Origin of the sequence: Pelagibius sp., assembly GCF_965227505.1 — a bacterium.
Taxonomy (GTDB): domain Bacteria; phylum Pseudomonadota; class Alphaproteobacteria; order Kiloniellales; family Kiloniellaceae; genus Pelagibius.
The window spans coordinates 4175005-4199969 of the sequence record NZ_OZ245757.1; the positions used below are offsets into that span (position 1 = coordinate 4175005).

General features: G+C 67.8%; 26 protein-coding genes and 1 other RNA gene. 22 read left to right on the top strand and 5 right to left on the bottom strand.

Translation table 11 applies throughout. From position 1 onward, the window contains the following. Window positions 1-92: 92 nt before the first annotated feature. From ACO06P_RS19635 to tkt, 4 genes are all read right to left on the bottom strand, one after another. Window positions 93-500 (bottom strand): class II fructose-bisphosphate aldolase, encoded by a 408-nt coding sequence (locus ACO06P_RS19635; protein ID WP_420346914.1) that lies wholly within the window; start codon window positions 498-500, stop codon window positions 93-95. 108 nt (window positions 501-608) lie between these two features. Continuing rightward, window positions 609-1619, bottom strand: a complete 1011-nt coding sequence (gene gap, locus ACO06P_RS19640) for a type I glyceraldehyde-3-phosphate dehydrogenase (protein ID WP_420346915.1) — start codon at window positions 1617-1619, stop codon at window positions 609-611. 109 nt (window positions 1620-1728) lie between these two features. Continuing rightward, window positions 1729-2727 carry a class I fructose-bisphosphate aldolase gene (locus ACO06P_RS19645; protein ID WP_420346916.1) on the bottom strand — a complete coding sequence of 333 codons (999 nt, stop codon included), beginning with the start codon at window positions 2725-2727 and terminating at the stop codon, window positions 1729-1731. Window positions 2728-2787: 60 nt separating this feature from the next. Then, window positions 2788-4770 carry a transketolase gene (tkt, locus tag ACO06P_RS19650; RefSeq protein ID WP_421935205.1) on the bottom strand — a complete coding sequence of 661 codons (1983 nt, stop codon included), beginning with the start codon at window positions 4768-4770 and terminating at the stop codon, window positions 2788-2790. Window positions 4771-5118: 348 nt separating this feature from the next. Here tkt and ACO06P_RS19655 point away from each other — a divergent pair, with 348 nt between their 5' ends. The 5 genes from ACO06P_RS19655 (at window position 5119) to ACO06P_RS19675 (ending at window position 7418) form a co-directional block, all read left to right on the top strand. After that, window positions 5119-5343 carry a hypothetical protein gene (locus ACO06P_RS19655; protein ID WP_420346917.1) on the top strand — a complete coding sequence of 75 codons (225 nt, stop codon included), beginning with the start codon at window positions 5119-5121 and terminating at the stop codon, window positions 5341-5343. A 14-nt stretch (window positions 5344-5357) separates the two neighbouring features. Further along, the gene (zapA, locus tag ACO06P_RS19660) at window positions 5358-5726 is read left to right on the top strand and encodes a cell division protein ZapA (protein WP_420346918.1); all 369 of its coding nucleotides are present in this window, start codon (window positions 5358-5360) and stop codon (window positions 5724-5726) included. A gap of 19 nt (window positions 5727-5745) precedes the next feature. Continuing rightward, a non-coding RNA gene (gene ssrS / locus ACO06P_RS19665) (6S RNA) lies at window positions 5746-5903 on the top strand. A gap of 71 nt (window positions 5904-5974) precedes the next feature. Further along, window positions 5975-6598 carry a 5-formyltetrahydrofolate cyclo-ligase gene (locus ACO06P_RS19670; protein WP_420346919.1) on the top strand — a complete coding sequence of 208 codons (624 nt, stop codon included), beginning with the start codon at window positions 5975-5977 and terminating at the stop codon, window positions 6596-6598. Window positions 6599-6602: 4 nt separating this feature from the next. Further along, window positions 6603-7418, top strand: coding sequence for a TIGR00282 family metallophosphoesterase (locus tag ACO06P_RS19675; RefSeq protein WP_420346920.1), 816 nt, complete (start codon window positions 6603-6605; stop codon window positions 7416-7418). 11 nt (window positions 7419-7429) lie between these two features. Here ACO06P_RS19675 and ACO06P_RS19680 read toward each other — a convergent pair whose 3' ends face one another. Then, entirely contained in the window at window positions 7430-7723 is a 294-nt protein-coding gene (locus ACO06P_RS19680; protein WP_420346921.1) for a hypothetical protein, read from the bottom strand. A gap of 307 nt (window positions 7724-8030) precedes the next feature. Here ACO06P_RS19680 and ACO06P_RS19685 point away from each other — a divergent pair, with 307 nt between their 5' ends. From ACO06P_RS19685 to ACO06P_RS19765, 17 genes are all read left to right on the top strand, one after another. Then, on the top strand, window positions 8031-8780 hold the full coding sequence (locus tag ACO06P_RS19685; protein ID WP_420346922.1) for a YebC/PmpR family DNA-binding transcriptional regulator: 750 nt from the start codon (window positions 8031-8033) through the stop codon (window positions 8778-8780). Between the two features lie 174 nt (window positions 8781-8954). Then, window positions 8955-9476, top strand: a complete 522-nt coding sequence (gene ruvC / locus ACO06P_RS19690) for a crossover junction endodeoxyribonuclease RuvC (RefSeq protein ID WP_421938145.1) — start codon at window positions 8955-8957, stop codon at window positions 9474-9476. Then, window positions 9473-10078 (top strand): Holliday junction branch migration protein RuvA, encoded by a 606-nt coding sequence (gene ruvA, locus ACO06P_RS19695; RefSeq protein ID WP_420346924.1) that lies wholly within the window; start codon window positions 9473-9475, stop codon window positions 10076-10078. The genes ruvC and ruvA overlap by 4 nt, the downstream gene beginning before the upstream one ends. A 13-nt stretch (window positions 10079-10091) precedes the next feature. Beyond that, window positions 10092-11189, top strand: coding sequence for a Holliday junction branch migration DNA helicase RuvB (gene ruvB / locus ACO06P_RS19700; RefSeq protein WP_420346925.1), 1098 nt, complete (start codon window positions 10092-10094; stop codon window positions 11187-11189). Continuing rightward, complete coding sequence (gene ybgC / locus ACO06P_RS19705; RefSeq protein ID WP_420346926.1) at window positions 11186-11632, top strand: tol-pal system-associated acyl-CoA thioesterase; 447 nt, start codon at window positions 11186-11188, stop codon at window positions 11630-11632. The genes ruvB and ybgC overlap by 4 nt, the downstream gene beginning before the upstream one ends. A 3-nt stretch (window positions 11633-11635) precedes the next feature. Beyond that, window positions 11636-12364 carry a protein TolQ gene (gene tolQ / locus ACO06P_RS19710; protein ID WP_420346927.1) on the top strand — a complete coding sequence of 243 codons (729 nt, stop codon included), beginning with the start codon at window positions 11636-11638 and terminating at the stop codon, window positions 12362-12364. Between the two features lie 3 nt (window positions 12365-12367). Further along, window positions 12368-12892 (top strand): protein TolR, encoded by a 525-nt coding sequence (gene tolR, locus ACO06P_RS19715; protein ID WP_420346928.1) that lies wholly within the window; start codon window positions 12368-12370, stop codon window positions 12890-12892. Between the two features lie 44 nt (window positions 12893-12936). Further along, window positions 12937-13851 (top strand): cell envelope integrity protein TolA, encoded by a 915-nt coding sequence (locus tag ACO06P_RS19720; RefSeq protein ID WP_420346929.1) that lies wholly within the window; start codon window positions 12937-12939, stop codon window positions 13849-13851. After that, complete coding sequence (gene tolB / locus ACO06P_RS19725; RefSeq protein ID WP_420346930.1) at window positions 13848-15242, top strand: Tol-Pal system beta propeller repeat protein TolB; 1395 nt, start codon at window positions 13848-13850, stop codon at window positions 15240-15242. The genes ACO06P_RS19720 and tolB overlap by 4 nt, the downstream gene beginning before the upstream one ends. 147 nt (window positions 15243-15389) lie before the next feature. Next, window positions 15390-15914: a peptidoglycan-associated lipoprotein Pal gene (pal, locus tag ACO06P_RS19730; protein WP_420346931.1), complete on the top strand. Its 525-nt coding sequence runs from the start codon at window positions 15390-15392 to the stop codon at window positions 15912-15914. A 443-nt stretch (window positions 15915-16357) separates the two neighbouring features. Beyond that, window positions 16358-17560: a tol-pal system protein YbgF gene (gene ybgF, locus ACO06P_RS19735; RefSeq protein ID WP_420346932.1), complete on the top strand. Its 1203-nt coding sequence runs from the start codon at window positions 16358-16360 to the stop codon at window positions 17558-17560. A 67-nt stretch (window positions 17561-17627) separates the two neighbouring features. Next, on the top strand, window positions 17628-18995 hold the full coding sequence (gene tilS / locus ACO06P_RS19740; protein ID WP_420346933.1) for a tRNA lysidine(34) synthetase TilS: 1368 nt from the start codon (window positions 17628-17630) through the stop codon (window positions 18993-18995). A 111-nt stretch (window positions 18996-19106) separates the two neighbouring features. Then, window positions 19107-21053: an ATP-dependent zinc metalloprotease FtsH gene (ftsH, locus tag ACO06P_RS19745; RefSeq protein WP_420346934.1), complete on the top strand. Its 1947-nt coding sequence runs from the start codon at window positions 19107-19109 to the stop codon at window positions 21051-21053. A 157-nt stretch (window positions 21054-21210) separates the two neighbouring features. Beyond that, a complete protein-coding gene (folP, locus tag ACO06P_RS19750) occupies window positions 21211-22374 on the top strand; it encodes a dihydropteroate synthase (protein WP_420346935.1) in 1164 nt (387 codons plus the stop codon). A 60-nt stretch (window positions 22375-22434) separates the two neighbouring features. Beyond that, window positions 22435-23838, top strand: a complete 1404-nt coding sequence (gene glmM / locus ACO06P_RS19755) for a phosphoglucosamine mutase (protein ID WP_420346936.1) — start codon at window positions 22435-22437, stop codon at window positions 23836-23838. A gap of 27 nt (window positions 23839-23865) precedes the next feature. After that, window positions 23866-24240: a CidA/LrgA family protein gene (locus tag ACO06P_RS19760; protein ID WP_420346937.1), complete on the top strand. Its 375-nt coding sequence runs from the start codon at window positions 23866-23868 to the stop codon at window positions 24238-24240. Then, entirely contained in the window at window positions 24237-24956 is a 720-nt protein-coding gene (locus tag ACO06P_RS19765; protein ID WP_420346938.1) for an LrgB family protein, read from the top strand. Before ACO06P_RS19760 ends, ACO06P_RS19765 begins: the two co-directional genes overlap by 4 nt. The last annotated feature ends 9 nt before the right edge of the window (window positions 24957-24965 follow it).

The following is a 24965-nucleotide window of genomic DNA, read 5'->3' on the forward strand; positions in this document are numbered from 1 at the left end:
GCTGATGACGTGGTTCAGGCGCTGCGTCAGCGCATTGTCGATGGCCTCTTTGCGGTTTGCCGTCAGGATCACCACACCGCGGTGCCGCTCCGTCATGGGGCTGCCAGCCAGGCGTGGCAGGCGGTGGCGAGGTCGCCTTCCTCGGCCAGGTCCAGACTGTCCAGGCTGTCGGTGATCAGATGATAGCCCTCCTGCTCGGCGAGGGCCTCCAGCTTCTCGCGCTGGACCTTGCCGCCGGTGAAGCGCACCGAGCGCACCCCCTGGCGGAAGGCCGCCATCACCAGACCCGGCTTGTCGCCGCAGTCCAGCACCGCCGTGAATTCCGCCTCCGGCACCTCGCGCGCCGCCTCCTTCACCACCTCGCGAAACCACAGGGCCCCGGTGTAGGCGGCGGCTCCGGGGGGTGAGGCCAGGGTAACCGCGCAGCCCAACTCCCGCGCGGCGCGCAGCGCGGCGACGGCGTGTTCGAGGGAGTGGATGATGATCGTTCGCCCCAGCATGGCCGGTCATGATAGAGCCGGATCGGGCGCCCCGATAGCCGGAATCCGGGCACGAAAAAAGGCGGGGCCTGACCGGCCCCGCCCTTGCAGCCGCTTCTTCAGCGCCTGCTAAATGAGCTTGCCGAGCGCCACGGCGGTGTCGCTCATGCGGTTGGAGAAGCCCCATTCATTGTCGTACCACGACAGCACCCGTACGCAGGTGTCGTCGAGCACCTGGGTCTGGGTGGCATCGAAGGTGGAACTGGCGTTGGAGTGGTTGAAGTCCGTCGACACCAGCGGCGCCTCGTTGACCGCCAGCACGCCGTTCAGGCGATTGCCCTTGGAGGCCTTGATCATGGCGTTGTTCACGGCCTCGGCCGTTGTCTTCTTCTTCGCTTCGATGGTCAGGTCGATCAGGCTGACGTTGGGGGTCGGCACCCGGATGGCGGTGCCGTCCAGCTTGCCCTTCAGTCCCGGCAGCACCAGGCCGACCGCGCGCGCGGCGCCGGTGGAGGTGGGGATCATGGACAGCGCCGAGGCGCGGGCCCGCCGCAGGTCCTTGTGCAGCGTATCGACGCTCGGCTGATCGCCGGTGTAGGAGTGCACGGTGGTCATGAAGCCGTGCTTGATGCCGACCGTCTGCTCCAGAACATGGGCCACCGGTACCAGACAGTTGGTGGTGCAGGACGCGTTGGACACGACGTGATGGCTCTTCTTGATCTTGTCGTGATTGACGCCGTAGACCACCGTAATGTCGGCGCCGGAGGCGGGGGCCGAGACCAGCACCTTCTTGGCGCCGGCCTCCAGATGCTTGCTGGAGGCTTCCTTGCTGTTGAAGTGGCCGGTGCACTCCATGACGACGTCGACGCCCAGCTTGCCCCAGGGCAGCTGCGCCGGGTCGCGCTCGGCGAAGACCTTCACCTTCTTGCCGTCGACCTTGATGGCGTCCTTCAGGGCCTCGACCTTGCCGGGGTAGGTGCCGTGGACCGAATCGTACTTCAGCAGGTGGGCATTGGCCTCGGGCGTGCCCAGGTCGTTGATGGCGACGAACTCGACGTCCTTGCGCTTGCTTTCCATCGCCGCGCGGAACACGAGCCGTCCGATCCGGCCGAAGCCATTGATGCCAACCTTAATTGCCATGGTCCTGCTTCCCTTCTTATTGATTGCATCCCCGTCCGGGGAGACCGCGTTTCGTGACTGTCTGCCTTCCCTGGCCCGTTCCGGTGTCCGTCACGCGCCTGGGTATCCGTCAGGCATAAGTGCCGGTGGCCGCGGCACTGTTCGCCTTCGCCCGCTCCAGAAAGGCCGCCTGGCCGGCCGCCAGATTGGCTGCCTGCCCCGACCAGGCCTTCAGCGGCGCCGCCTGCAGCGCGCGCCCGTAGGAAAAGCTCAGCTTCCACGGCAGCTCGCCGAGCTTGTTCATGGCGTCCAGGTGCTCGGTCGCCAGCTCGTCGCTCTGACCGCCGGAAAGAAAGACGATCCCCGGCACCGCCGCCGGGACGGTGCGTTTCAGACAGCGAACGGTGCGTTCCGCAACCTCCGCCACCCCGGCCTGCTCCGGACAATCCTGACCGGAAATCACCATATTGGGCTTCAAGAGACTGCCTTCCAGCAAAACCTCCTGGATCGCCAGCTCGTTGTAGACGCTGCGCAGCACCTCTTCGGTCACCTCTTCGCAGTCGTCGATGCTGTGGCTGCCGTCCATCAGCACCTCGGGCTCGACGATCGGCACAAGGCCGGCTTCCTGCGCCAGGGCGGCGTAGCGGGCCAGCGCATGGGCGTTGGCGGTGATGCAGGCGGCGCTGGGCATGGCTTCGCCGATGGTGTAGACGCCGCGCCACTTGGTGAAGCGCGCGCCCAGCTTGGCATAGTCCTCCAGCCTGGCGCGCAGTCCGTCGAGCCCTTCGGTGACCGTCTCGCCGGGATGGCCGGCCAGGGGCTTGGCCCCCATGTCGACCTTGATGCCGGGAATGATGCCGGCGCTCTCCAGCTTCTTCACCAGCGCGGTGCCGTCGGCGGCGGACTGGCGAATGGTCTCGTCGTAGAGGATGGCGCCGGATATGAACTGTCCCGCGTCGGGTGTCGAGAACAGCATGTCGCGGTAGTCGCGGCGGTTCTCCTCGGTCGATTCGATCTTAATGCTGTCGAAGCGCTTCTTGATGGTGGGGGAGCTCTCGTCGGCGGCAAGGATGCCTTTGCTGTCGGCGACGAGTGCGTTGGCAGTGTCCACAAGCTGTGCAGAAGTCATGGCTGAGCCCTCCGTTTTTTTTGCGCATCTATATAGGAAGGCCGCTCCGCTTTGGAGTGGTCAAAAACGTGTCTTGACGGCCTCCACGACGGCTTCGGCGGTGATGTTGAAGTGGTTGAAGAGATCCTTGGCCGGTGCCGAGGCTCCGAAGGAGCGCATGCCGACGAAGCCGCCGCCGGACTCGATCCAGCGTTCCCAGCCGAAGGGGCTGGCGGCTTCGATGGCGATGTGCAGCGTGCCCGGGCCCAGCACCTCGTCGCGGTAATGCGGCGGCTGCTGTTCGAACAACTCCCAGCACGGCACGGAGACCACGGCGGCTGAAATGCCCTCGTCGCGCAGCATCTTCTGCGCGTCGACGGCGATCTGCACCTCGGAGCCCGAGGCCAGAAGTGTGACCTGCCGCTCGCTGTCGGCCGGCACCATGATATAGGCCCCATAGGCCGAATGGTTTTCCGAGCTGTCCTTGCGCAGGGTCGGCAGTCCCTGGCGGGTCAGCGCCAGCACCGAGGGCGTGTCCTCGGCCTCGACCGCCAGTTCCCAGCATTCCGCTGTCTCGACGGCGTCGGCCGGGCGAAAGACCAGCAGGTCGGGAATGGCGCGCAGCGCCGCCAGATGCTCGACCGGCTGATGCGTCGGTCCGTCTTCGCCGAGGCCGATGGAATCGTGGGTCATGACATAGATGACCCGCTGCTTCATCAGCGCCGAGAGGCGGATCGAGGGGCGGCAGTAGTCGGTGAAGACCAGGAAGGTGCCGCCGTAGGGAATGAGGCCGCCGTGCAGGGCGATGCCGTTCATTGCCGCGGCCATGCCGTGCTCGCGGACGCCATAGTGCAGATAACTGCCGGAGAAATCGTCGGCGGAGACGACACCCTGGGCCTTGGTCTTGGTGTTGTTCGACCCGGTCAGGTCGGCGGAGCCGCCCACCAGTTCGGGAACTGCCGCGGTGAGCACGTCGAGAGTCTTCTGGGAGGACACGCGGCTGGCCACGCCCGGCGCTTCGGCCACCACCTCGGCCTTGAAGGCGGCGACGGCCTCTTTCCATCCCTCGGGCAGCTTGCCGGCCATCTGGCGCTCGAAGGTCCGGCGCAGATCCGCCGGTGCCGCCTCCAGGCGCTGGCGCCAGGCTGAAACCGCTTCGCTGCCGCGTGCGCCGGCGGCGCGCCAGGCGGCAAGGATCTGCTCGGGCAGTTCGAAGGGCGCGTGGGGCCAGCCCAGTTCCTTGCGGGCGCCGGCCACCTCGTCCTCGCCCAGGGGGCTGCCGTGGGTGGCGGCGGTGCCCTGCTTGTTCGGGGCGCCGTAGCCGATGGTGGTCTTGCAGGCAATGAGGCTCGGCCGGTCACTGGCCTGCGCCGCGCTCAAGGCGGCGGCAACTGCTTCGGGGTCGTGGCCGTCGACGCGGCTGGTCGCCCAGCCCGAGGCATCGAAGCGCTTCAACTGGTCGTCGGAAACCGCAAGGTCGGTGCTGCCGTCGATGGAGATGGCGTTGTCGTCGAAGAGGACGATCAGCTTGTTGAGTTTCAGATGGCCCGCGAGCGAGACCGCTTCGTGGCTGACCCCTTCCATCAGGCAGCCGTCGCCGGCGATGACATAGGTGTAGTGATCGACAAGGTCGTCGCCGAAGCGGGCGTTCAGCAGGCGCTCCGCGAGCGCCATGCCCACCGCGTTGGCCAAGCCCTGGCCCAGAGGGCCGGTCGTGGTCTCGATTCCGGCGGCATGGCCGTATTCCGGATGGCCGGCGGTGCGGCTGCCGAGCTGGCGGAAAGACCGCAGCTCTTCCATGGTCATGTCTTCGTAGCCGGTCAGGTGCAACAGCGCGTAGAGCAGCATCGAGCCATGCCCGGCCGAGAGCACGAAGCGGTCGCGATCGGCCCAGTCAGGCGTCGCCGGATCGAACTTCAGGAAACGGGTGAACAACACGGTTGCCACGTCGGCCATGCCCATCGGCATGCCGGGATGGCCGGAGTTCGCTTTCTGCACAGCGTCCATGGCCAGGGCGCGGATGGCATTGGCCATATCTCGATGGGGCGTGTTGGGATGGTCCATGGGGGCGTTGCTGCTGTCTTGAGGCGCAGACGACGTGACGGCGTCCATCGAAAGTCCACCTGATTGGGGAACAGAACGGCGGCGCAGAGCGTTGCGCGGCCAAGTTGGGCGCAACATGCCGACACGGCTGGCCAAGGTCAACCGGCATCTGGCCGCAGCCGGGGCGAATCTCCGGGCATTGCGCGGGACTGGGCGCAGGGCTGGGCGCGGGGCTGGCCCGCAGGCCGCGCCGAGGGCTCGCCAGTTGACCGGTCACGGCGCGCACGCCTATGGTGACAAGCGTTGAATACGGTAGCAGACGGTCGGCTGCACACCATGGCTGGCCAAAGAGGACTGGACGAAACGCCAATGGCACAGTTGGACAAAGCCAGCAAGCGGCTGCAGCGGGCGATCGACAACCTGGAACAGGTTGTCACGGCGCGCGCCGCGGCGGGAAGCGGCGCCGACGATCAGGCGTTGCGGGATGCCCTGAAGGCCGCACAGCGCGAGAACGCCGTTCTGCAGCAACTCGCCAGCACCGTCTCGACCCGCCTCGACTCGGCCATCCTGCGGCTGCGCCGCCTCGCCGGTTAGATTAGGACGCAACGATGGCACAGATTTCCCTGATGGTTCACGGCCGCTCCTATCAGGTCACCTGTGACGACGGGCAGGAGGGCCACCTGCTGAAACTGGCCGAGTACATCGACCGCAAGGTCGGCGAGCTGGAAGGCAGTATTGGCCAGGTCGGCGAGCAGCGCCTCCTCTTCATGTCCTGTCTGCTGGTGGCCGACGAGCTGTTCGATGCCCGGCGCCAGATCGACGGCCTGAAGACCGGCGATGTGCCTCTGGGCCAGGCGGCGGGCTACGGCGCAGGGGCAAAATCTGCACCCGATTCCGGCGACGAGAGAGCCACCCAGGCGCTGGAGGCCTGTGCCCAGCGCATCGAGGCTATTGCCGCCCGCCTTCAGGAGGCATAGATAATCCAAGGTTTGGCGGGCGGCGCTGCGGGGTGCGTCAGGTTTCGCGATCCCTGGGGCCAATACCGAACCTCTCGGGAGCTGTCCCTGCCGGGGCCCTGGCCTCGGTATATGGCGCCCACCTGCTTGGCAGGCCACAGAGGATCCCATGCTACCAACGGCCACCGCGGCGCCGCCCGACCTTTCCTCCGAGTGAAACGCCTGCACCTCTGTTCCCCTGAAGCCGCCCGCCGGTGCGGCGGAACGCGATGAGCGCCGACGCGCCGGAGGCGGAAGGCGCCGAAGGGCTGGCGGCGGCCAAGCGCGCCTTGCGCCGCGAAGCCCGGACCGTCCGCGCCGCCGCCGCCAACACGCCTGCGGGACCGCGGGCCGCGACAGCCCTTTGCGGACAGTTTCTCTCCGCTTTCGCCCCTGAGCCAGGCACCGTCGTCTCCGGGTACTGGCCGATGGCCGAGGAGATCGATCCGCGCCCGCTGCTCCGGGCTCTTGGGGAGGCCGGCTGCCGGCTCGCCCTGCCGGCCCTGGCGGGACCTGAGCGCCCGCTGGAATTCCGGACCTGGGCGCCAGGCGACGCCCTGGTTCCGGCGGCGCTCGGCACCCGCGAACCCCTGCCCGAGAAGCCGCAGTTGGAGCCGCAGATTCTGCTGGTGCCGCTGCTGGCCTTCGATGCAAGCGGCTACCGCCTGGGCTACGGCGGCGGATACTACGACCGCAGCCTTGCCTTGCTGCGCGGCAAAGGCGATATCCTCGCCGTCGGCCTTGCCTACGCCGCCCAGCAGGTCGCCGCGGTGCCGCATGACGGCAACGATCAGCGCCTTAACGCAGTGGTCACCGAGGCGGCGGTGGTGCGCTCTGACGTGGAAAGCGATTGATTTTATGAGACTTCTGTTTTGCGGTGATATCGTCGGCCGGCCGGGCCGCGACGTCGTGCTGGCGCGGCTTCCCGGCCTGCGTCGACAGTTGAAGCTGGACTTCGTCATCGCCAACGGAGAGAACGCCGCCTCCGGCTTCGGCATCACCGAAAAGATCTGCCGCCAGCTCTTCGAGGCCGGAGTCGACGTCATTTCCGGGGGTAACCACAGCTGGGACCAGCGCGAGGTCATGGCCTACATCGGCGGCGAGCCGCGGCTGCTGAGGCCGCACAACTATCCCGGGGGAACGCCGGGCCGCGGCGTCGGGGTGTTCACCACCGAGCGCGGCAAAAAGGTGCTGGTCATCAACGTCATGGGCCAGCTCTTCATGGAGGACCTGAACGACCCCTTTGCCTGTATTGCGGGGCTGCTGGCCCAGTATCGCCTGGGCGCCAGCGTCGACGCGGCGGTGGTCGACTTCCACGCCGAGGCCACCTCGGAGAAGATGGCCGCGGGCCACTTCGTCGACGGCAAGGTCTCGCTGTTCGTCGGCACCCATACCCATGTGCCCACGGCGGACAGCATGATTCTGCCGGGCGGCACCGCCTACCAGAGCGACGCCGGCATGTGCGGCGACTATGACTCGGTGATCGGCATGGATAAAAAGGCGCCGATCGAGCGCTTCGTCAAAAAGGTGCGGGGTGACCGGCTCACGGTCGCCGGCGGGGAGGGGACGCTTTGCGGGGTCCTGGTGGAGACGGACGAAACCAGCGGCCTGGCCGCCCGTGTCGCCCCGCTGCGCCTGGGCGGGCGCCTGGGGGAACACCTGCCGGACTGGTAGGCGTTGTGGCCTTAGCGCTCGGTGGAAACGGAGACGAAGCGCTCGACCTCGCAGAGCAGGACGCTGCTCTGGTCCTCGATGTCGCCGGCAATCCTGCGAACCTCGTCGACGACATCCCGGGTCGGTCCCTCGCTGTCGGCTTCGTCGGCCATGATCAGCAGGCTGTCCAGGGCCTCGAGACCGGTCTGCTGGGCGAAGCCCTCGACCAGCTCGGCCGCCTGCTCCAGGCGGCGCGCGACCTCTGCGGTATCGGCCGAAATCTCTTCGGTGATCGCCAGGTCGATGATGTTCAAGGGCAGCGGCATTGCGGCGCAGGTCCTCGTCGTCCAGGGGATCCGGGCCCTTCACCCGGGATCTTCGCGTCGCATCAGTCTCGCCCAAGGGGTTTAAGGACCCGTTAACCCGGCCGGAGAGTGGGCCCGGGCAGGAGACCGGACAGGAGACCAAACCGGCGGCGGAGAGGCTTTTGGTTCGGCCCGCGACCTGATAGAAGCCGCCCTATTGTCGCCATATTGCGAGATTATCGCTGAGGGCTGAATGCGCCCCTTAACCTCAAAATGTGGTAGGCTCTACCGCAAATCGACCCACTATGTAGGATAGGATCGTCACGTTATGGCGGGCCATTCACAGTTCAAGAACATCATGTACCGCAAGGGCGCGCAGGATAAGAAGCGCGCCAAGCAATTCGCCCGGCTGACCCGGGAAATCATGGTCGCGGCCAGATCCGGGCTACCGGAGCCGGACAAGAACCCGCGCCTCAGGGGCGCGGTGCAGGCGGCGCGGGCGGCCAACATGCCCAAGGACAACATCGAGCGGGCGATCAAGCGGGCCGCCGGCGGCGAGGACGACACCAACTACGAAGAGGTGCGCTACGAGGGCTACGGCCCCGGCGGCGTGGCCGTCATCGTCGAGGCGCTGACCGACAACCGCAACCGCACCGCCTCCGAGGTGCGGACCGCTTTCAGCAAGCACGGCGGCAGCCTGGGGGAGACCAACTCGGTCTCTTTCATGTTCGACCGTGTCGGCGTCGTCACCTATCCCGCCGCCATCGGCTCGGCCGACGACGTCTTCGAGGCCGCTGTCGAGGCCGGCGCCAGCAACGTGGAGAGCGGTGGTGAGGCGCATGAGGTCACCTGCGACCCGGATGACTTTTCGACGGTTCGCGACGCCCTGACCGAGCGCTTCGGCGATCCCAGCGAAGCCGAATTGACCTGGCGGCCGCAGACCACGGTGGCCATCGACGAGGACAAGGCCCAGACCATGCTGAAGATGTTGGACGTGCTGGACGAAAGCGACGACGTCCAGAGGGTCTCGGCGAACTTTGAGATCAGCGACGATGTTATGGCGCGCCTGACGGCGTGAGGCACGGCGGCCGGGACCGGCCCGTGCCGGTCCTGAACGCCGGGGGCTGCATCCCGGTGGGGGCCGGGACTCCCGGATGCCCGGGGCAGGCGGCTTTTGAAGAGAGGGGAAAGCAGAACAATCGCGATGCGAATTCTCGGTTTGGATCCAGGGTTGCGCCACACGGGTTGGGGAATGATCGAGGCGGAGGGCAACCATCTGCGCCATCTGGCCAACGGCGTTGTCGTATCCGACACCGGCGCCGAACTCTCCGAGCGGCTGCTGCAGCTTCATCGCGGCATCGCTGCGGTGGTGGCGGCCCATACGCCTGACGCCGCGGCGGTCGAGGTGACCCTGGCGAACAAGAACCCTTCCTCCACCCTCAAGCTGGGCATGGCCCGCGGCATCGCCCTGCTGACGCCGGCGCTGAGCGGCCTGCCGGTGGCGGAGTATCTGCCGATGATCGTCAAGAAGGCGGTGGTCGGAACCGGCCATGCCGACAAGAAACAGGTTGCGATGATGGTCGCGCGGCTGCTGCCCGGCTGTGCCGTGACTGCGCCGGACGCCGCCGACGCCCTGGCCGTGGCGATCTGCCACAGCCATCATCATGCGACCGGCCAGCGCTGGGCGGCCGGCCGTGAAGATCCCTTGGGTGAGGTTTCTTCCGGGCGTGCGACCTCTTCCGGGCGGGCGGCCTCTTCGGGAGGCGCCGCATGATCGGCAAGCTCACCGGGGTCGTCGATTCCAGCGGCGAGGACTGGGCGATCCTGGACGTCGGCGGCGTCGGCTACCTGGTTTACTGCTCGGGCCGGACGCTTGGCCTGCTGCCGCCGCCCGGCGGCGCGGCCAGCCTGCTGATCGAAACCCACGTGCGCGAGGACCACTTTCATCTCTTCGGCTTTGCCGATGCCGCCGAGCGCGACTGGTATCGCCTTCTCAACGGGGTCCAGGGCGTCGGCGCCAAGATGGCGCTGGCCATTCTCTCCGTCCTGCCGCCGGCGGAACTGGTTCAGGCGATTGCCGCCCAGGACAAGGCGGCACTGGCGCGGGCCAGCGGTGTCGGGCCCAAGCTGGCGGGGCGCATCGCCTCGGAACTGAAGGACAAGGCCGGCGGCATGGCCCTCGGGCCGGTGGCGCTCGCCAACGGTGGTGGCAATGCGGTCCCCGGTGTTTCCGAGGATGCGGTCTCGGCCCTGGTCAACCTGGGGTACCGGCGCGCCGAAGCCTTCTCGGCGGTCGCCAAGGCCATGGGCGATCTCGGGGCCGAGGCGCCGGTCGAGGCGCTGATCAAGGCCGGGCTGAAGGAGCTGGCGCAGTGACGGAGGGGAGCGCTTGAGCGACAGCAGCGCCAGCGACGGACGGGTGATTTCCCCCACCTTCCGCGAGGAGGACGGCGGCGAACTCAGCCTGCGCCCCGGCCACCTCGACGACTTTATCGGCCAGCGCGCGGTGCGTGAGAACCTGCGGGTCTTCGTGCAGGCGGCGCGCGGGCGCGGCGATGCGCTGGACCACGTTCTCTTCTTCGGCCCGCCGGGCCTCGGCAAGACCACCCTGGCGCAGATCGTGGCGCGGGAAATGGGTGTCGGCTTCCGCGCCACCTCGGGCCCGGTGATCGCCAAGGCCGGTGATCTGGCCGCCATCCTGACCAATCTCCAGCCCCATGACGTGCTGTTCATCGACGAGATCCACCGGCTTTCCCCGGCCGTGGAAGAGGTGCTCTACCCGGCGATGGAGGATTTCCATCTGGATCTCATCATCGGCGAAGGGCCGGCGGCGCGTTCGGTGCGGATCGACCTGCCGCCGTTTACCCTGGTGGGCGCCACGACGCGTTCCGGCCTTATTACCACGCCTTTGCGGGAACGATTCGGCATCCCGCTGCGTCTGCAGTTCTATGAGCCGGAAGAACTGCAGCAGATCGTCAGCCGCGGCGCCAAGGTGCTGGACATGCAGCTGACCGAGGACGGTGCGGCTGAGATCGCGCGGCGCTCGCGCGGCACGCCCCGGGTTGCCGGGCGGCTGCTGCGCCGGGTGCGCGACTTCGCCGCCGTGGCCGGGGTGGAGGTGATCGCCGCCCCCCAGGCCGACGGCGCCCTCAAGCGCCTGGACGTGGACGAGCGCGGCCTCGACGCCATGGACCGCCGCTATATGCGCTGCATGGCGGACAACTACGGCGGCGGGCCGGTCGGGGTCGAAACCATGGCGGCCGCTCTGTCGGAGCAGCGCGACGTGCTGGAAGAGGTCATCGAACCCTACCTGATCCAGCAGGGCCTGGTGCAGCGCACGCCGCGCGGGCGGGTGCTGTCGCGCGGCGGCTTCGCCTACCTGGGACTGGAGGCGCCGCGCGGGCTGGAGCAGCTCGACCTGCTGGGCGACGAGACGGTCGACGATTCGGGCGAAGACCCGGGCAGCAACGGGGAGGCTTCGGCTTGACCGCCCTTTCCGGCAGCCTGGCCGATGGCGAGCACCGCTATCCCCTGCGGGTCTTCTATGAGGACACCGATGCCGGCGGGATCGTCTACCACGCCCGCTACCTGAATTTCGCCGAGCGCGCGCGCACCGAGGTGCTGCGCCTGCTGGGCATCGAACAGACCGACCTGCGTACCCGCTTCGGGGTTGTCTTCGCGCTCAGGCGCTGCAGCGTCGACTTCCGCCGCCCGGCCCGTCTCGACGACCTGGTCGAGGTGCGCTCGCGCTTCACCGCGCTGAAGGGCGCCAGCATGGTCGCGGACCAGTCGGTCTGGCGTGCTGACGAAGTGTTAGCGCATCTGACAGTAGAAGTTGCTTCGGTCCGCAACGACGGCCGCCCGACCCGCATTCCGGCGACGGTCCGTGCCGCCTTGCAGCCTCACTTGACGCCTATGGAGCAGGGGTAACCCATGGAACAGGACGCCGTTAACGCATTGGAACTCGAAGGATCGGTCGATCCGACCCTTTCGGTCTGGGGGCTCTTCCTGGAGGCCGACATCGTCGTGCAGGCGGTCATGGTCCTCCTGATCCTGGCCTCGTTCTGGAGCTGGGCGATCATCTTCGAAAAGGTGCTGCGCATGCGCCGGCTGAAGGAACGGGCCGGGCAGTTCGAGGAGGCCTTCTGGTCCGGCGGCTCCCTCGACGACCTTTACGACCGTCTCGACAACCGCCCGCCCGACCCGATGGCCTCGGTCTTCGTTTCGGCGATGCGCGAGTGGCGCCGCTCCTCGGCGCGCGGTCTCAGCAGTGCCTCGGAGGTCAAGGCCAGTCTGCAGCAGCGCATCGAGAGGGTTATGGAGATCGCCCTGGGGCGGGAGATGGAACGCCTGGAGCGCCATATGACCTTCCTCGCTTCGGTCGGCTCGGCGGCGCCCTTCATCGGCCTGTTCGGCACGGTCTGGGGCATCATGAACGCCTTCACCTCCATTGCTGCAGCCAAGAACACCAGTCTGGCGGTGGTGGCGCCGGGTATCGCCGAGGCGCTCTTCGCCACCGCGCTCGGCCTGGTGGCGGCGATCCCGGCGGTCATCGGCTACAACAAGCTGTCCAACGATCTGGGCCGCTATGCCGGCCGCCTGGAGGCCTTTGCCGGCGAATTCGGCGCGATCCTCTCCCGCAAACTCGACGAGAAGGCCTGAGCCATGGCAGCAACCCTTGTACCGGCGGTCCGTGGGCGCGGCCGCAAAGCCGGGCGCTACAGGCCCCTCAGCGAGATCAACGTCACCCCCTTCGTCGACGTCATGCTGGTGCTCCTCATCGTCTTCATGGTGACGGCGCCGCTGCTGACCGTGGGCGTGCCGGTCGATCTGCCCAAGACCCAGGCACAATCGATCGCCGATCCGGATGAACCGCTGGTCATCTCCGTCAACTCTGAAGGCACCATCTACATTCAGGATTCGCCGGTGGACATCGGACGGCTCGTCCCGCGCCTGCGCGCGATTACCGAAAGCAAGCCCGACACCCGCATATTCGTGCGCGGCGACCGGGCAATCGCCTATGGCCGTATCATGCAGGTGATGGGGACGGTGAACACCGCAGGCTTCCAGCGCGTGGCGCTGATCGCCGAGCTGCCCAAGGGCGACGAGGCGGCGGTGCCGGCGGCGGGGCAGGCGCCTGCCGCGGACGACGCCCCGGACGACGCCCCGGACGGTTCCCAGGGCAACTAGCGTCCCCAACGGACGACAAAAGAATGACACGATTCGACTGAGGCATGGTCAAGGCAGCCATCTTTTCCGGACTTCTGCACCTGGCGGTGATCGTCGCGCTGGTGGTCGGGCTGCCCGTGTTCCATGAGCCCTTGACGGACTTCGACGCGATCCCGGTTGAGCTGGTCACGCTGCCGGAGGAAGCGGTACGCGTCGAACAGGAGGTCGAGCCGGACCCGGAACCGGAGCCGCCGGAAGCGCCTGAGCTGGCGCCGGAGCCGGAGCCGGAGATTGCCGAAGCGCCGCCGCCGCCGCCGGAGCCCGAACCGGTTCCGGAACCCGAGCCCGAACCGGAGCCTGTGCCCGTGCCGGAGCCAGAGCCTGAGCCGGAACCCGAACCGGAACCCGAGCCGCAACCCGAGCCCGAGCCGGAACCCGAGCCGGAGCCCGAACCCGAGACGAGGCTGCCGCCCAAGCCGCCGCGCAAGCCGGAGATCCAGGTGGCCGAGAAGGTCGAGGAACCGGCGAAGGAGGAGGAGCCGAAGCCGGAGGACCGCATCACCTCGATCCTGCGCAACGTGGAGAAGCTGAGGGAGGAGACCCCGCAGCGCCAGCAGCAGACCGCGGCGGCGCCGACCCAGGCGCCTCAGGCGCGCGTCTCCGCGGTGCAGCGCCTGCAGCTCGAGAATTCGGTCCGCGGCCAGATCGAGCGCTGCTGGAGCCCCGACGCCGGGGCGCTGCAGGCCGAGGATCTGATCGTCGAGGTGATCGTGAACCTGGCCCCCGACGGCCGTGTCATCGGCCAGCCCAAGGTCGTCGACCTCCGGCGCATGGGCCGCGACGCCTACTTCCGCACCGCTGCCGAGGCGGCCGTCCGGGCGATCCTGCGCTGCAGCCCCTTCGAGCTGCCGGTCGCCCAGTATTCAGAATGGAAGCAGATGAACCTGACCTTCAACCCGAGAGAGATGTTCGGATCATGACGTCGATGCAGCGCTCCAAATCCCGTTCAGCGGCGGGGGTCTGCCGCAGCCTTTTCCTGGTACCGGCGCTTTTGGCGGCGGCTTTCGTTGCCGCGGTGTTCGCGGCGCCGGGCCCGGCGCGGGCGCAGCTCCAGGTGGACATCAATCGGGGTTTCGTGGAGCCCCTGCCGATCGCCATCACCGATCTCTTCGGGGAAATCGCCGATGAGCAGAAGCTGGGCAGCGACATCGCGCAGGTGGTTGCCGCCAACCTGGAGCGCAGCGGCCTGTTCAGACCGGTCGACAGGCGCGCCTTCATCCAGGACGCCTCCAGTCTGCGCAACGGGCCGCGCTACGGCGACTGGCGCCTGATCAACGCCCAGGCGCTGGTGGCCGGCAACGTGGCCTTACAGGCCGATGGTCGAATGGTCGTGCAGTTCCGTCTCTGGGACGTGTTCTCGGAAGCCCAGATGGAGGGCCGTCAGTTCACCACGACGCAGGCGAACTGGCGCAACATCGCCCATCGAATCTCGGATTTCATCTATGAGCGCCTGACCGGCGAAACCGGTTATTTCAATACTCAGATTGTCTACATTGCCGAGCAGGGGCCGCAAAACCGGCGCATCAAACGTCTGGCGATCATGGATCAGGATGGCCAGAACCACCGCTTCCTGACCGCCGGCAACGAAACGGTGCTGACGCCGCGCTTCTCGCCGTCGACGCGGGAAATCACCTATCTGGCCTTCCAGCGCTCCGGCAGGCGGGAAGTGCCCAGGGTCTATCTGTTCAATCTCGACACCGGACAGCAGGAGGTGCTGGGGGAGTTTCCGGGAATGACCTTCGCGCCCCGGTTCTCGACCCTTGGGGATTCGGTGATCCTCTCCATGGCGCAGGAGGGCAATTCGGAGGTCTACGCCATCGACCTGCGCACCCGGCGACAGCAGCGGCTGACCAATCATCCGGGAATCGACACCTCGCCGTCCTTCTCACCGGATTCGAGTCAAATCGTCTTCAACTCCGACCGCGGCGGGCGGCCTCAACTCTATGTGATGAATCGCGATGGAAGTAACGTGCGTCGAATCAGTCGTGGTAAGGGGAATTACTTCACTCCGGTCTGGTCGCCGCGCGGCGACCTGATCGCCTTCACGCGTCAGCATGCGGGGGAGTTTTACATTGGTATCATGCGCGCCGACGGCAGCGGGGAGCGGATGCTGGTGCGCGATTATAATGTCGAAGCGCCCACCTGGGCGCCGAACGGGAGGGTGCTTTCCTACTTCCGAACCACGCGGGCGGATTCGCAGGGACGCATCACTAGCAAGATCTTTACGATTGATCTGACAGGGTTCAATGAACGCGAGCTTGTGACGCCTCTGGACGGCTCTGATCCGGCTTGGTCCCCCTTGATTCCCTAGGGGGGCATCGGTATAGTCCGTTAACCATTTTCGGCCTTTATGGGCCGTCGTTGGGGGGGCATATCAAGCAGGCATGACCTGTGAAATCACCGGTGGCAGGTCTGCCTCAATCCATAAAATCCGGGGATGTGTTTGAGAGGGCAGATTATGCGCTTTTCCCTAGTTACGACCGTCTTCGCGGCGATGCTGCTTGCGGCTTGTTCAACCCCGTCCGAAGAGGCCGCGACCACTTCGGGCAGCGGCTCCGGCGGCGGTTCCACGACGTCCAGCTCCTCCGGCTCGACAACCCAGGCCAGCACGATTCCCGGCCCGGCTGCCGGCACCCAGGAAGATCTGACTGTGGAGGTCGGCGACCGCGTCTTCTTTGACTTCGACCAGTTCAACATCCGCGCCGACCAGCGCGGCACGGTCGAAGCGCTTGCCGTGTGGCTGGACACCAATCCCGCGACGACCCTCACGATCGAGGGGCATGCCGACGAACGCGGCACCCGGGAGTACAACCTGGCCCTCGGCGAACGCCGCGCCAATTCGGTGCGTGACTACCTGATCGCGCTTGGCATCAATCCGGGCCGCCTGAGCACCGTCAGCTTCGGCGAGGAGCGTCCGGCCGTGCTCGGCTCCAACGAATCCGCCTGGGCCCAGAACCGCCGCGGCGCTTTCGTGGTGAACTAGGGGCCGTCTGGTTCCGGTTTCCCATGGCCTGGGCGCGCTTCCTGGAAGCGGGGTCCGGGGCGACGGAAACTCAGTCTTTTCGAAGAGGCCCCTTCGGTTGGGCGGGCGACCGCGGTGATCGAAGGGGCCTTTTTATTTGCGGCGTCCGGCACGGGCCTGCGCGTACTCGGCAGCTGGGCGCGGCACGGCCTTTTCGTCGGCAGAAGCGGGCCTTATAAGGGTTTTCGTAACTGCGCCATAATAATGACATGAAGCGCTGGCAGACCGGAGGCTGCGCGTTGTACGCGGCGGAGCGGGCCCATCCCTTTGGAAGCGGCAGTCCGAAGTGAGGCAGTCCGAAGTGAGCCGGCCCGGAAGTGAGGCCGCCGCGATCGGGAAGCACGCCGGCCAGAGACGATCCGGCGCAGAGGTTTTGGCGCGATGATTTGGCGGAGGATGAGGCAATGACCACCGCAGCGACGAAGACGCGACCGACGGGAACAGGAACGAGGCGCGCGCGGGCGACGAGAACGCGGGGCGCCGACCGCGTGCTGGGCCCACTGCGTTTCTTTCGGGTGCCGTTCTTTGCGGCGCTGGCTTCGGCCGCCGCGGTCCCCTGCGGCCTGGTTTCGGCGGCTCTGCTGTCGGCGGCTCTGCTGTCGGCGGCCCTGATTGCCGGCGGCCCGCAGCCGGTGGCCGCCCAGTCCGTCGATGACCGGATCCAGCGTCTGCAGCGCGAGCTCTCCGACCTTCAGCGACAGGTCTACGGTGGCGAGGCCCCGGCCGATGCCGCAGGCGGCGCGGCCGGGTCCGGCGTCACCCCGACCCAGGCGGCGCGGATCGAACTGCGCCTCAACCAGTTCGAGGCGCAGCTGCGCAGTCTGACCGGCCAGGTCGAGGAGATGCGCTTTCAGACCGACAGCGTCACGGACCGTCTGGACCGTTTGGTCGCCGATGTCGATCTGCGCCTGCAACAGCTTGAAGGCGGCGCTCCGCCAGCCGCCGGCGCCGCACCGCCGGGCCAGGTCCCGGCCACTGCCGGCACTGCACAGGACCCGGCGCAGACCGGCGCGCTCGCTGCCGCGCCTGCCCAGAGCCTTCCCTCCGGCGCGGCCAGCAGTCCGACGCCGGGCACGCTGGGCACCGTCGCGGAGACCGATCTGCAGAACTTCCGCCGCCAGCAGGCGAACATTCCGGCGGATGCCGCTCCGGCTGCACCTCAGGGCGCCCCGGCTGCGGCTGCGCCGGCGCAGACCGCAGCTCTGCCAGGGGCCCTGCCGGGCGGCACGCCGCGGGAGCAGTACGACTTCGCCTTCGGCCTGCTGCGCCAGGCCAACTACGACGGTGCCGAGCAGGCCTTGGCCAGCTTCCTGGAGCAGCATCCGCAGGATCCTCTGGCGGGCAACGCCAAGTACTGGCTTGGCGAAACCTACTACGTGCGGGGCAACTACCAGCAGGCGGCGGTGACCTTTGCCGAGGGTTTCGAGGCCTATCCCAACAATCCCAAGGCGCCCGACAATCTCCTGAAACTGGGCATGTCCCTGGCCTCGCTCGGCAGCAAGGACGATGCCTGCGGCACCTTCGAGGTCCTGCAGGAGCGCTATGCCGACGCCTCCGCCACCATCATTCAAAGAGCCCGTCAGGAGGCGCAGCGCATCGGCTGCTGAGCCCAGGGTAAAGACGCTCCGCAATCGGGCCGGCCCGCGATCAGTCGCAGAGGGGATGGGGTCGGCCATGCCGGACAATGCGTCTTCGCCGGTTTCCGCTGAGGAGTTTGACAGCGCTATGGCGGCGCTCGGCCCCTTCGAGCCGCGTCCGGCGCTTGCCGTTGCGCTGTCCGGGGGTGGCGACAGCCTGGCCCTGACACTCCTGCTCAAGGACTGGACGGCGCGCCGGCGCGGCAGTCTGCTGGCCCTGACCGTGGACCATGGTCTGCGCCCTGAAGCCGCGGCGGAAGCGGCGCAGGTCCGCGCGCAGGCCGCCCGCCTCGGCGTTGCGCACCGGGTTCTGCGCTGGCGCGGGCCGAGACCCGAGGCTTCGCCCCAGGCAAAGGCGCGCGAGGCCCGCTACGCCCTGATGGTCGAGGCCTGCCGCAGCCGGGGCATCCTGCACCTGGTTCTGGCCCACCACCTGGAAGACCAGGCCGAAACCCTGCTGCTGCGTCTCGGCCGGGGCAGCGGGCTGGAGGGGCTCGCCGGCATGGCGCCGCTCGCCGAGACGCCGGAACTCCGCCTCTTGCGGCCGCTCCTGTCGATGCCGAAGGCGCGGCTGCTTGCCACCGCGGCGGCGCGGCGGGAAGGCTGGATCGAGGACCCAAGCAACGCGGACGCGGGCTTTGCCCGGGTGCGGTTGCGCCGCCTGATGCCTGCCCTCGCCCGCGAGGGGCTCTCGCCGGAACGGCTGGCGGCGGCCTGCGGGCACCTCGGCCGGGCCCGCGCGGCCCTTGAAGGGGAGGTCGCAGCCCTGATGGCCCAAGCGGTCCAGCCGGATCCGGCCGGGTTCCTCACCCTCTCTCCGGAACTGCTGGCGGAGGCCAGTGACGAGGTCTCCCTGCGGACGCTCGCGCACTGTCTGATGACGGTGGGTGGCGGGCGCTACACACCGCGGCTGGACCGCCTGCGGCGCCTTCACGCGATGCTCGGCGACGGATTGTCGCGGGGCGCCACCCTGGGGGGCTGCCGGATGCTGCAGCGCGGCAACCGCTGGCTGCTGGTCCGCGAGGCCGGCCGCTGCGCCACCGCGCTGCTGGAGCCCGGCGACCGCCTGCTTTGGGACGGCCGTTTCGAACTGAGGCGGCCGCGTCTCGGGACGGCTCAGGGGCGCAGCCGGCCCCGCGAGGGGGCGGGCCCGCTGCAGGTTGCCGCCCTGGGGTCCGCCGGCTGGCGGCGGCTGAAGGCCGCTTTGCCCGAGGACAAGGCGGAGCTTGCCGGCCGCATCCCGGCGGCGGCGCGGGCCGCCCTGCCGGCCCTGAGCGGGCCAGGGGGCTTCCTTGCGGTTCCACTACTGGGCTATTATGACGACCAAAGGGCGGCCAAGAGGTTGAACTTCTGCCGTTTTACACCCGCAAACGGGTTAACTGCGGCCGCATTTACGGTTGTTTAGACTGCCGCGCACATTATCTTTAGCACTGTATCCGGGCAGTCATCTGCAGAGCCGGGGTGTCAGGCACGAACGCCAGCACCGGCAGGCTTGCGGGCAACAGGGAACATCATCGTGAATTTCAGTCGAAACGCGGCACTGTGGATCATTATCGTCCTGCTGCTCTTCGCCTTGTTCAATTTCTTCCAGAGTTCCATGGACGGTCGCGCCCCCGGGCAGATCGCCTACTCGGAATTCCTGGGTCAGGTCGAGGCCGGTGAAGTCAGCAGGGTCACCATCCAGGGCAGCGAGATCACAGGCACCTACACCGCCGCGAATGGCGGGCGGACCTTTACCACCCGCGGTCCGGACAATCTGGACGGGCTGGTCGAGCGCCTCGAGCAGGGCGGCGTCACCTTCGACGTGAAGCCGGTCGAGAGCAACAACACGCTCTTCATGCTGCTGCTCAACTGGTTCCCGATGCTGCTGCTCATCGGCGTATGGATCTTCTTCATGCGTCAGATGCAGGGCGGCGGCGGCAAGGCCATGGGCTTCGGCAAGTCCAAGGCCCGCCTGCTCACCGAAAAACTGGGCCGCGTGACCTTCGACGACGTGGCCGGTATCGACGAGGCCAAGCAGGAACTGGAAGAGGTCGTCGAGTACCTGCGCGACCCGCAGAAGTTCCAGCGCCTCGGCGGCAAGATCCCCAAGGGCTGCCTGCTGGTGGGCCCGCCGGGCACCGGTAAGACGCTGCTGGCCCGCGCCATCGCCGGCGAAGCCAACGTGCCCTTCTTCACGATTTCCGGCTCCGACTTCGTCGAGATGTTCGTCGGCGTCGGCGCCAGCCGCGTGCGCGACATGTTCGAGCAGGGCAAGAAGAACGCCCCCTGCATCATCTTCGTTGACGAAATCGACGCCGTCGGCCGCCATCGCGGTGCCGGCCTGGGCGGCGGCAACGACGAGCGCGAGCAGACGCTGAACCAGCTGCTGGTGGAGATGGACGGCTTCGAGGCCAACGAAGGCGTGATCCTGATCGCCGCCACCAACCGCCCGGACGTTCTCGACCCGGCGCTGCTGCGTCCCGGCCGCTTCGACCGCCAGGTCGTGGTGCCCAATCCGGACATCATCGGGCGCGAGCGCATTCTCAAGGTGCACATGCGCAAGGTGCCGCTGGGCCCCGATGTCGAGCCCAAGACCATCGCCCGCGGCACTCCCGGTTTCTCCGGTGCCGATCTCGCCAATCTGGTGAACGAGGCCGCCCTGCTGGCGGCGCGCGCCAACAAGCGCGTGGTCACCATGATGGATTTCGAGAACGCCAAGGACAAAGTCATGATGGGGGCCGAGCGGCGCTCCATGGTGATGAGCGAAGAGGAAAAGGAAATGACCGCCTATCACGAGGCCGGTCATGCCCTCGTGGGCCTCTTCACCCCGGGCAACGATCCGCTGCACAAGGTAACCATCATTCCGCGCGGCCGCGCCCTCGGCGTCACCATGAACCTGCCGGAGTCCGACCGCTACAGCCTGAAGTTCCGGGAGATCACCGCCAAGCTGGCGATGATGTTCGGCGGGCGCATGGCCGAAGAGCTGATTTACGGCATGGAGAACGTCTCCACCGGCGCCAGCAACGACATCCAGCAGGCCACCAACATGGCCCGCCGCATGGTCACCGAGTGGGGCATGAGCGACAAGCTCGGCCGCCTGCGCTACGTCGACAACCAGGAGGAGGTCTTCCTCGGCCACTCCGTTGCCCGCAGCCAGACCATCTCCGGTGCGACCGCCAAGCTGATCGACGAGGAAATCCGCCGCATCATCGAGGAGGCGGAGGAGCGCGCCCGCAAGGTTCTGACCGAGCATATGGACGATCTCCATGCGGTGACCAAGGCCCTGCTGGAGTACGAGACCCTCAGTGGCGACGAGGTGCAGACCATCCTCGACGGCGGCAACATCGACCGCGGCGATCCCACCGACCACGGTGCGCCGGGCCGCCGGTCTTCCGTGCCCTCCAGCGGCAAGGCCGCCAAGAAGGACACCGGCGAAGAGCCGCCGGGCGGAATGGAGCCGGAGCCCCAGCCCGGCGGCTAGCCCGGGCTGGCGCCGACGCCGGAAAACGAGGGGCGGCCCGTCGGGGCCGCCCTTTTTCCTTGGGCCGGCGTGCAACGGGTCGTGCAACAGGCGGAGCCCGGCAGGCGTCCCCCGCGGGGCTTTCAACGCTCGGGGACGGGCGCTATAAGCAGCCTCCATGACCAACCCCGACCCCGCGACCCTGACCTTGCGGCCCCTCGGCCTGCAAGGGCCAAGTGAGGCCGAGGCCGCTGCCGCCGGCCCCGGCGGGCGGCCCAACGGCAAGGCGCCGGCGGTGCTGAGACGCCTCGCCGGCGGGCCCCTGGCCTTCGGTCACTGCGAGGCGGTGTGGCGGGAGGAAGGCCGGCGGGAGCGCGCCGTGCTGACACTGGCAGACCTGCCGCACTGGGCGGAGCGCCGCGCGCCCGGCCAGAGCCGGGTGGCCGAGGCGCTGCTGGAGCGCCTGTCCCGGCCACGCCCGCCGCTGGCCGGGCTCAGCCTCGACCGCCCCCGCATCATGGGCATTCTCAATGTCACGCCGGATTCCTTTTCCGACGGCGGCGACCGGGTCGATCCCGAGGTCGCGGTGCGCGACGGGCTCGCGATGCTGCAGCAGGGCGCCGATATCGTGGACGTCGGCGGCGAGTCGACACGACCCGGCGCCAAGCCGGTCTCCCTGCAGGAGGAGCGCGCCCGCGTGCTGCCGGTCGTCCGCGCGCTGGCCGGCGCCGGCGCCTGCGTTTCCATCGACACCCGCCATGCCGCGATCATGCGCGAGGCGGTGGCGGCCGGCGCGCGGATCATCAACGACGTCACCGCCCTCAGTGGCGACCCCGATGCCCTGAGCGCCGCAGCGGAGGCCGGCGTACCGGTTGTCCTGATGCACATGCAGGGCGATCCGCAGAGCATGCAGCAGGCACCCCGCTACGACCATGTGGCCCTTGATATCTACGACTATCTGGCCGCGCGTCTGGAGGCCTGCACGGCGGCCGGCATCGCCGCCGATCAGGTGGTGGTCGATCCCGGGATCGGCTTCGGCAAGACCGTGACCCACAATCTTCAGCTTTTGGAACAGATTGCGCTGTTTCAGGGGCTTGGCTGCCCGGTTCTGCTGGGCGCCAGCCGCAAGAGCTTCATCGGCAAGCTGTCCCGCGGCGAGCCGGCCAAGGCGCGGCTGCCCGGCTCCCTGGCGGCGGTGCTCTTCGCCCTGCAGCGCGGGGTGCAGCTCCTCAGGGTCCACGACGTCGCCGAGACCCGCCAGGCGATCGACGTCTGGCGTGCCATGACGCTGGCGCCCAGCGGTTTTGAAGCACCGGACAGCGCTGCCCCGCCTCTGGTATAAGGATTCGAGCGGGACCAGGGGCCGTCGGGCGGTGCCCGGACCCGCAAAAAGGACCTAAGTATGTCTCGAAAGCTATTTGGAACAGACGGCATTCGCGGAACCGCGAACCAGGAGCCTGTGACCGCGGAAACCGCGCTGGCGATCGCCAAGGCCGCAGGCCGCGAATTCGTCCGTGGCGACTATCGCCACACCGTGGTGATCGGCAAGGACACCCGCCTCTCAGGTTACATGCTGGAGTCCGCCATGATGGCGGGCTTCATCTCCGTCGGCATGGACGTCATCCAGCTGGGGCCGGTGCCGACCCCGGCGGTCGGCATGCTGACCCGTTCCATGCGTGCGGACCTGGGGGTGATGATCTCCGCCTCCCACAATCCGTATCAGGACAACGGCATCAAGATCTTCGGGCCCGACGGGTACAAGCTCTCCGACGAGGTCGAAAAGGCCATCGAGGCGCGCATCGACAACGGCGATGCCAAGCTGGCTCCGGCCCATCAGCTGGGCCGGGCGGAGCGGCTGGAAGGCGCCTTCGGGCGCTACATCGAGTTCGTGAAGAGCAGCTTTCCGCGCGGCCTGCGCCTGGATGGGATGAAGGTCGTGGTCGACTGCGCCAACGGCGCGGCCTACCGCGTCGCGCCGAAGGTGCTCTACGAACTGGGCGCCGAGGTGGTGCCGGTGGGCGTCTATCCCGACGGTTTCAACATCAACCAGCGCTGCGGCGCGACGGAGCCCGGCCGCATGCAGGAGGCCGTGGTCACGCACGGCGCCGACTTCGGCATTGCCCTTGACGGCGACGCCGACCGGGCGATCCTGGCCGATGAGAAAGGCAATGTGGTTGACGGCGACCAGGTGATGGCCTTGATCGCCGGTTCCTGGCAGGAGGCGGAGCGGCTGGCCGGCGGCGCCATCGTGGCGACGGTGATGTCCAACCTGGCCCTGGAACGATACCTTGCCGGAATCGGTTTGGATCTCATCCGCACGCCGGTCGGCGACCGCTACGTTGTCGAGCGCATGCGCTCCGGCGGCTACAACGTCGGCGGCGAACAGTCCGGCCACATCGTGCTCAGCGATTTCGCCACCACCGGCGACGGCCTGATTGCGGCCCTGCAGATCCTCGCCGTCGTGGTCCAGTCGGACCGTCCGGCTTCGGCCGTGACTCAGCTTTTCGAGCCCTTTCCCCAGTTGCTGCGCAACGTGCGCTTCGGCGGCGGCGCGCCTTTGGAGGATGAAGCCGTCCAAGCGGCGATCCGCGCCGGCGAAGAGCGCCTGGGCGCCGGCGGACGCCTGGTGATCCGCAAGTCCGGCACGGAGCCGGTGATCCGCGTAATGGCTGAGGGCGAGGACGAGGCTTTGGTCGAAGAGGTGGTGGCGGAGATCTGCGACACCGTCGAGGCCCGGGCCGGCGCCAAAAGTGCCGGTGAAAAGCCCGCAAAGCTGCGGCGCGCCGGGTCCGCCGGCGCCGAGTAAGCCGCCCTTCGGCGCCGTTCAGGGATCATGCTCGCTTCGCTGACCGCGTTGCTGCTCTGCCAGCTTCTGGGCGAAGGATTGGTGCGGCTTCTGGAACTCCCGGTGCCGGGTCCGGTGCTGGGGCTCGCTTTTCTGCTGGCCTTCCTCGCCGTACGGCGCTCGGTTCCCGGGCCCTTGAACCAGACCGCCGGCGGGCTGCTGCATCACCTCTCTCTGCTCTTCGTGCCCGCTGGCGTCGGCGTGCTGCAGCACCTGCAGAGGATCTCCGCCGAGTGGCTGGCCATCGCAGCGGCGCTGCTGGTCAGCGCTGTGGCCACCATCGTGGTCACCGCCGTGGTCATGCGCGCCATGATCCGGCTGATGAAGCTGGACGACGCCACAGAGGAAGAGGCGCGGGGATGAGCGCGGAGCTCGGCGACATCTGGGTCTACCTCAGAGCCGGGCCGCTGCTTTGGCTGACGGTCACCCTGGCCGCCTATCTGCTGGCCCAGTTCATCTATGAACGCGCGGGCCTCAACCCGCTGCTGAACCCGGTCGCGCTGGCCGTCGCCATGCTTGCCGCGGTCCTGGTTCTCACCGGTACCGACTATCAGACCTACTTCGAGGGCGCGCAGTTCATCCACTTTCTGCTGGGGCCCGCGACGGTGGCCTTGGCGGTGCCGCTCTACAGCCATTTCGGCAAGGTGAAGGCCGTTTTCCTGCCCATGCTGGTGGCGCTGGTCTGCGGTGCGGTCACGGCGGTGGTCTCCGCCATCGGCACGGCCTACCTGCTGGGGGCGAGCTTCGAGACCCTGGCCTCCCTGGCGCCGAAGTCGGTCACCACGCCCATTGCCATGGGCATTTCCGATCAGATCGGCGGCCTGCCGTCGCTGACCGCCGTGCTGGTCATCCTGACCGGCATCCTGGGCGCGATGCTGGCGACGCCGCTCCTGAACGCGCTGGGCATTCGTGACTGGAAGGCACGGGGCTTTGCCACGGGGGTCGCCGCCCACGGCATCGGCACCGCGCGGGCCTTTCACGTCAGCGAGGTGGCGGGCACCTTCGCCGGCATCGCCATGGGGCTGAACGGCCTGTTGACCGCGTTCCTGGTGCCGCTGGTGATCGACTGGATCCGCTAGACGGGACGG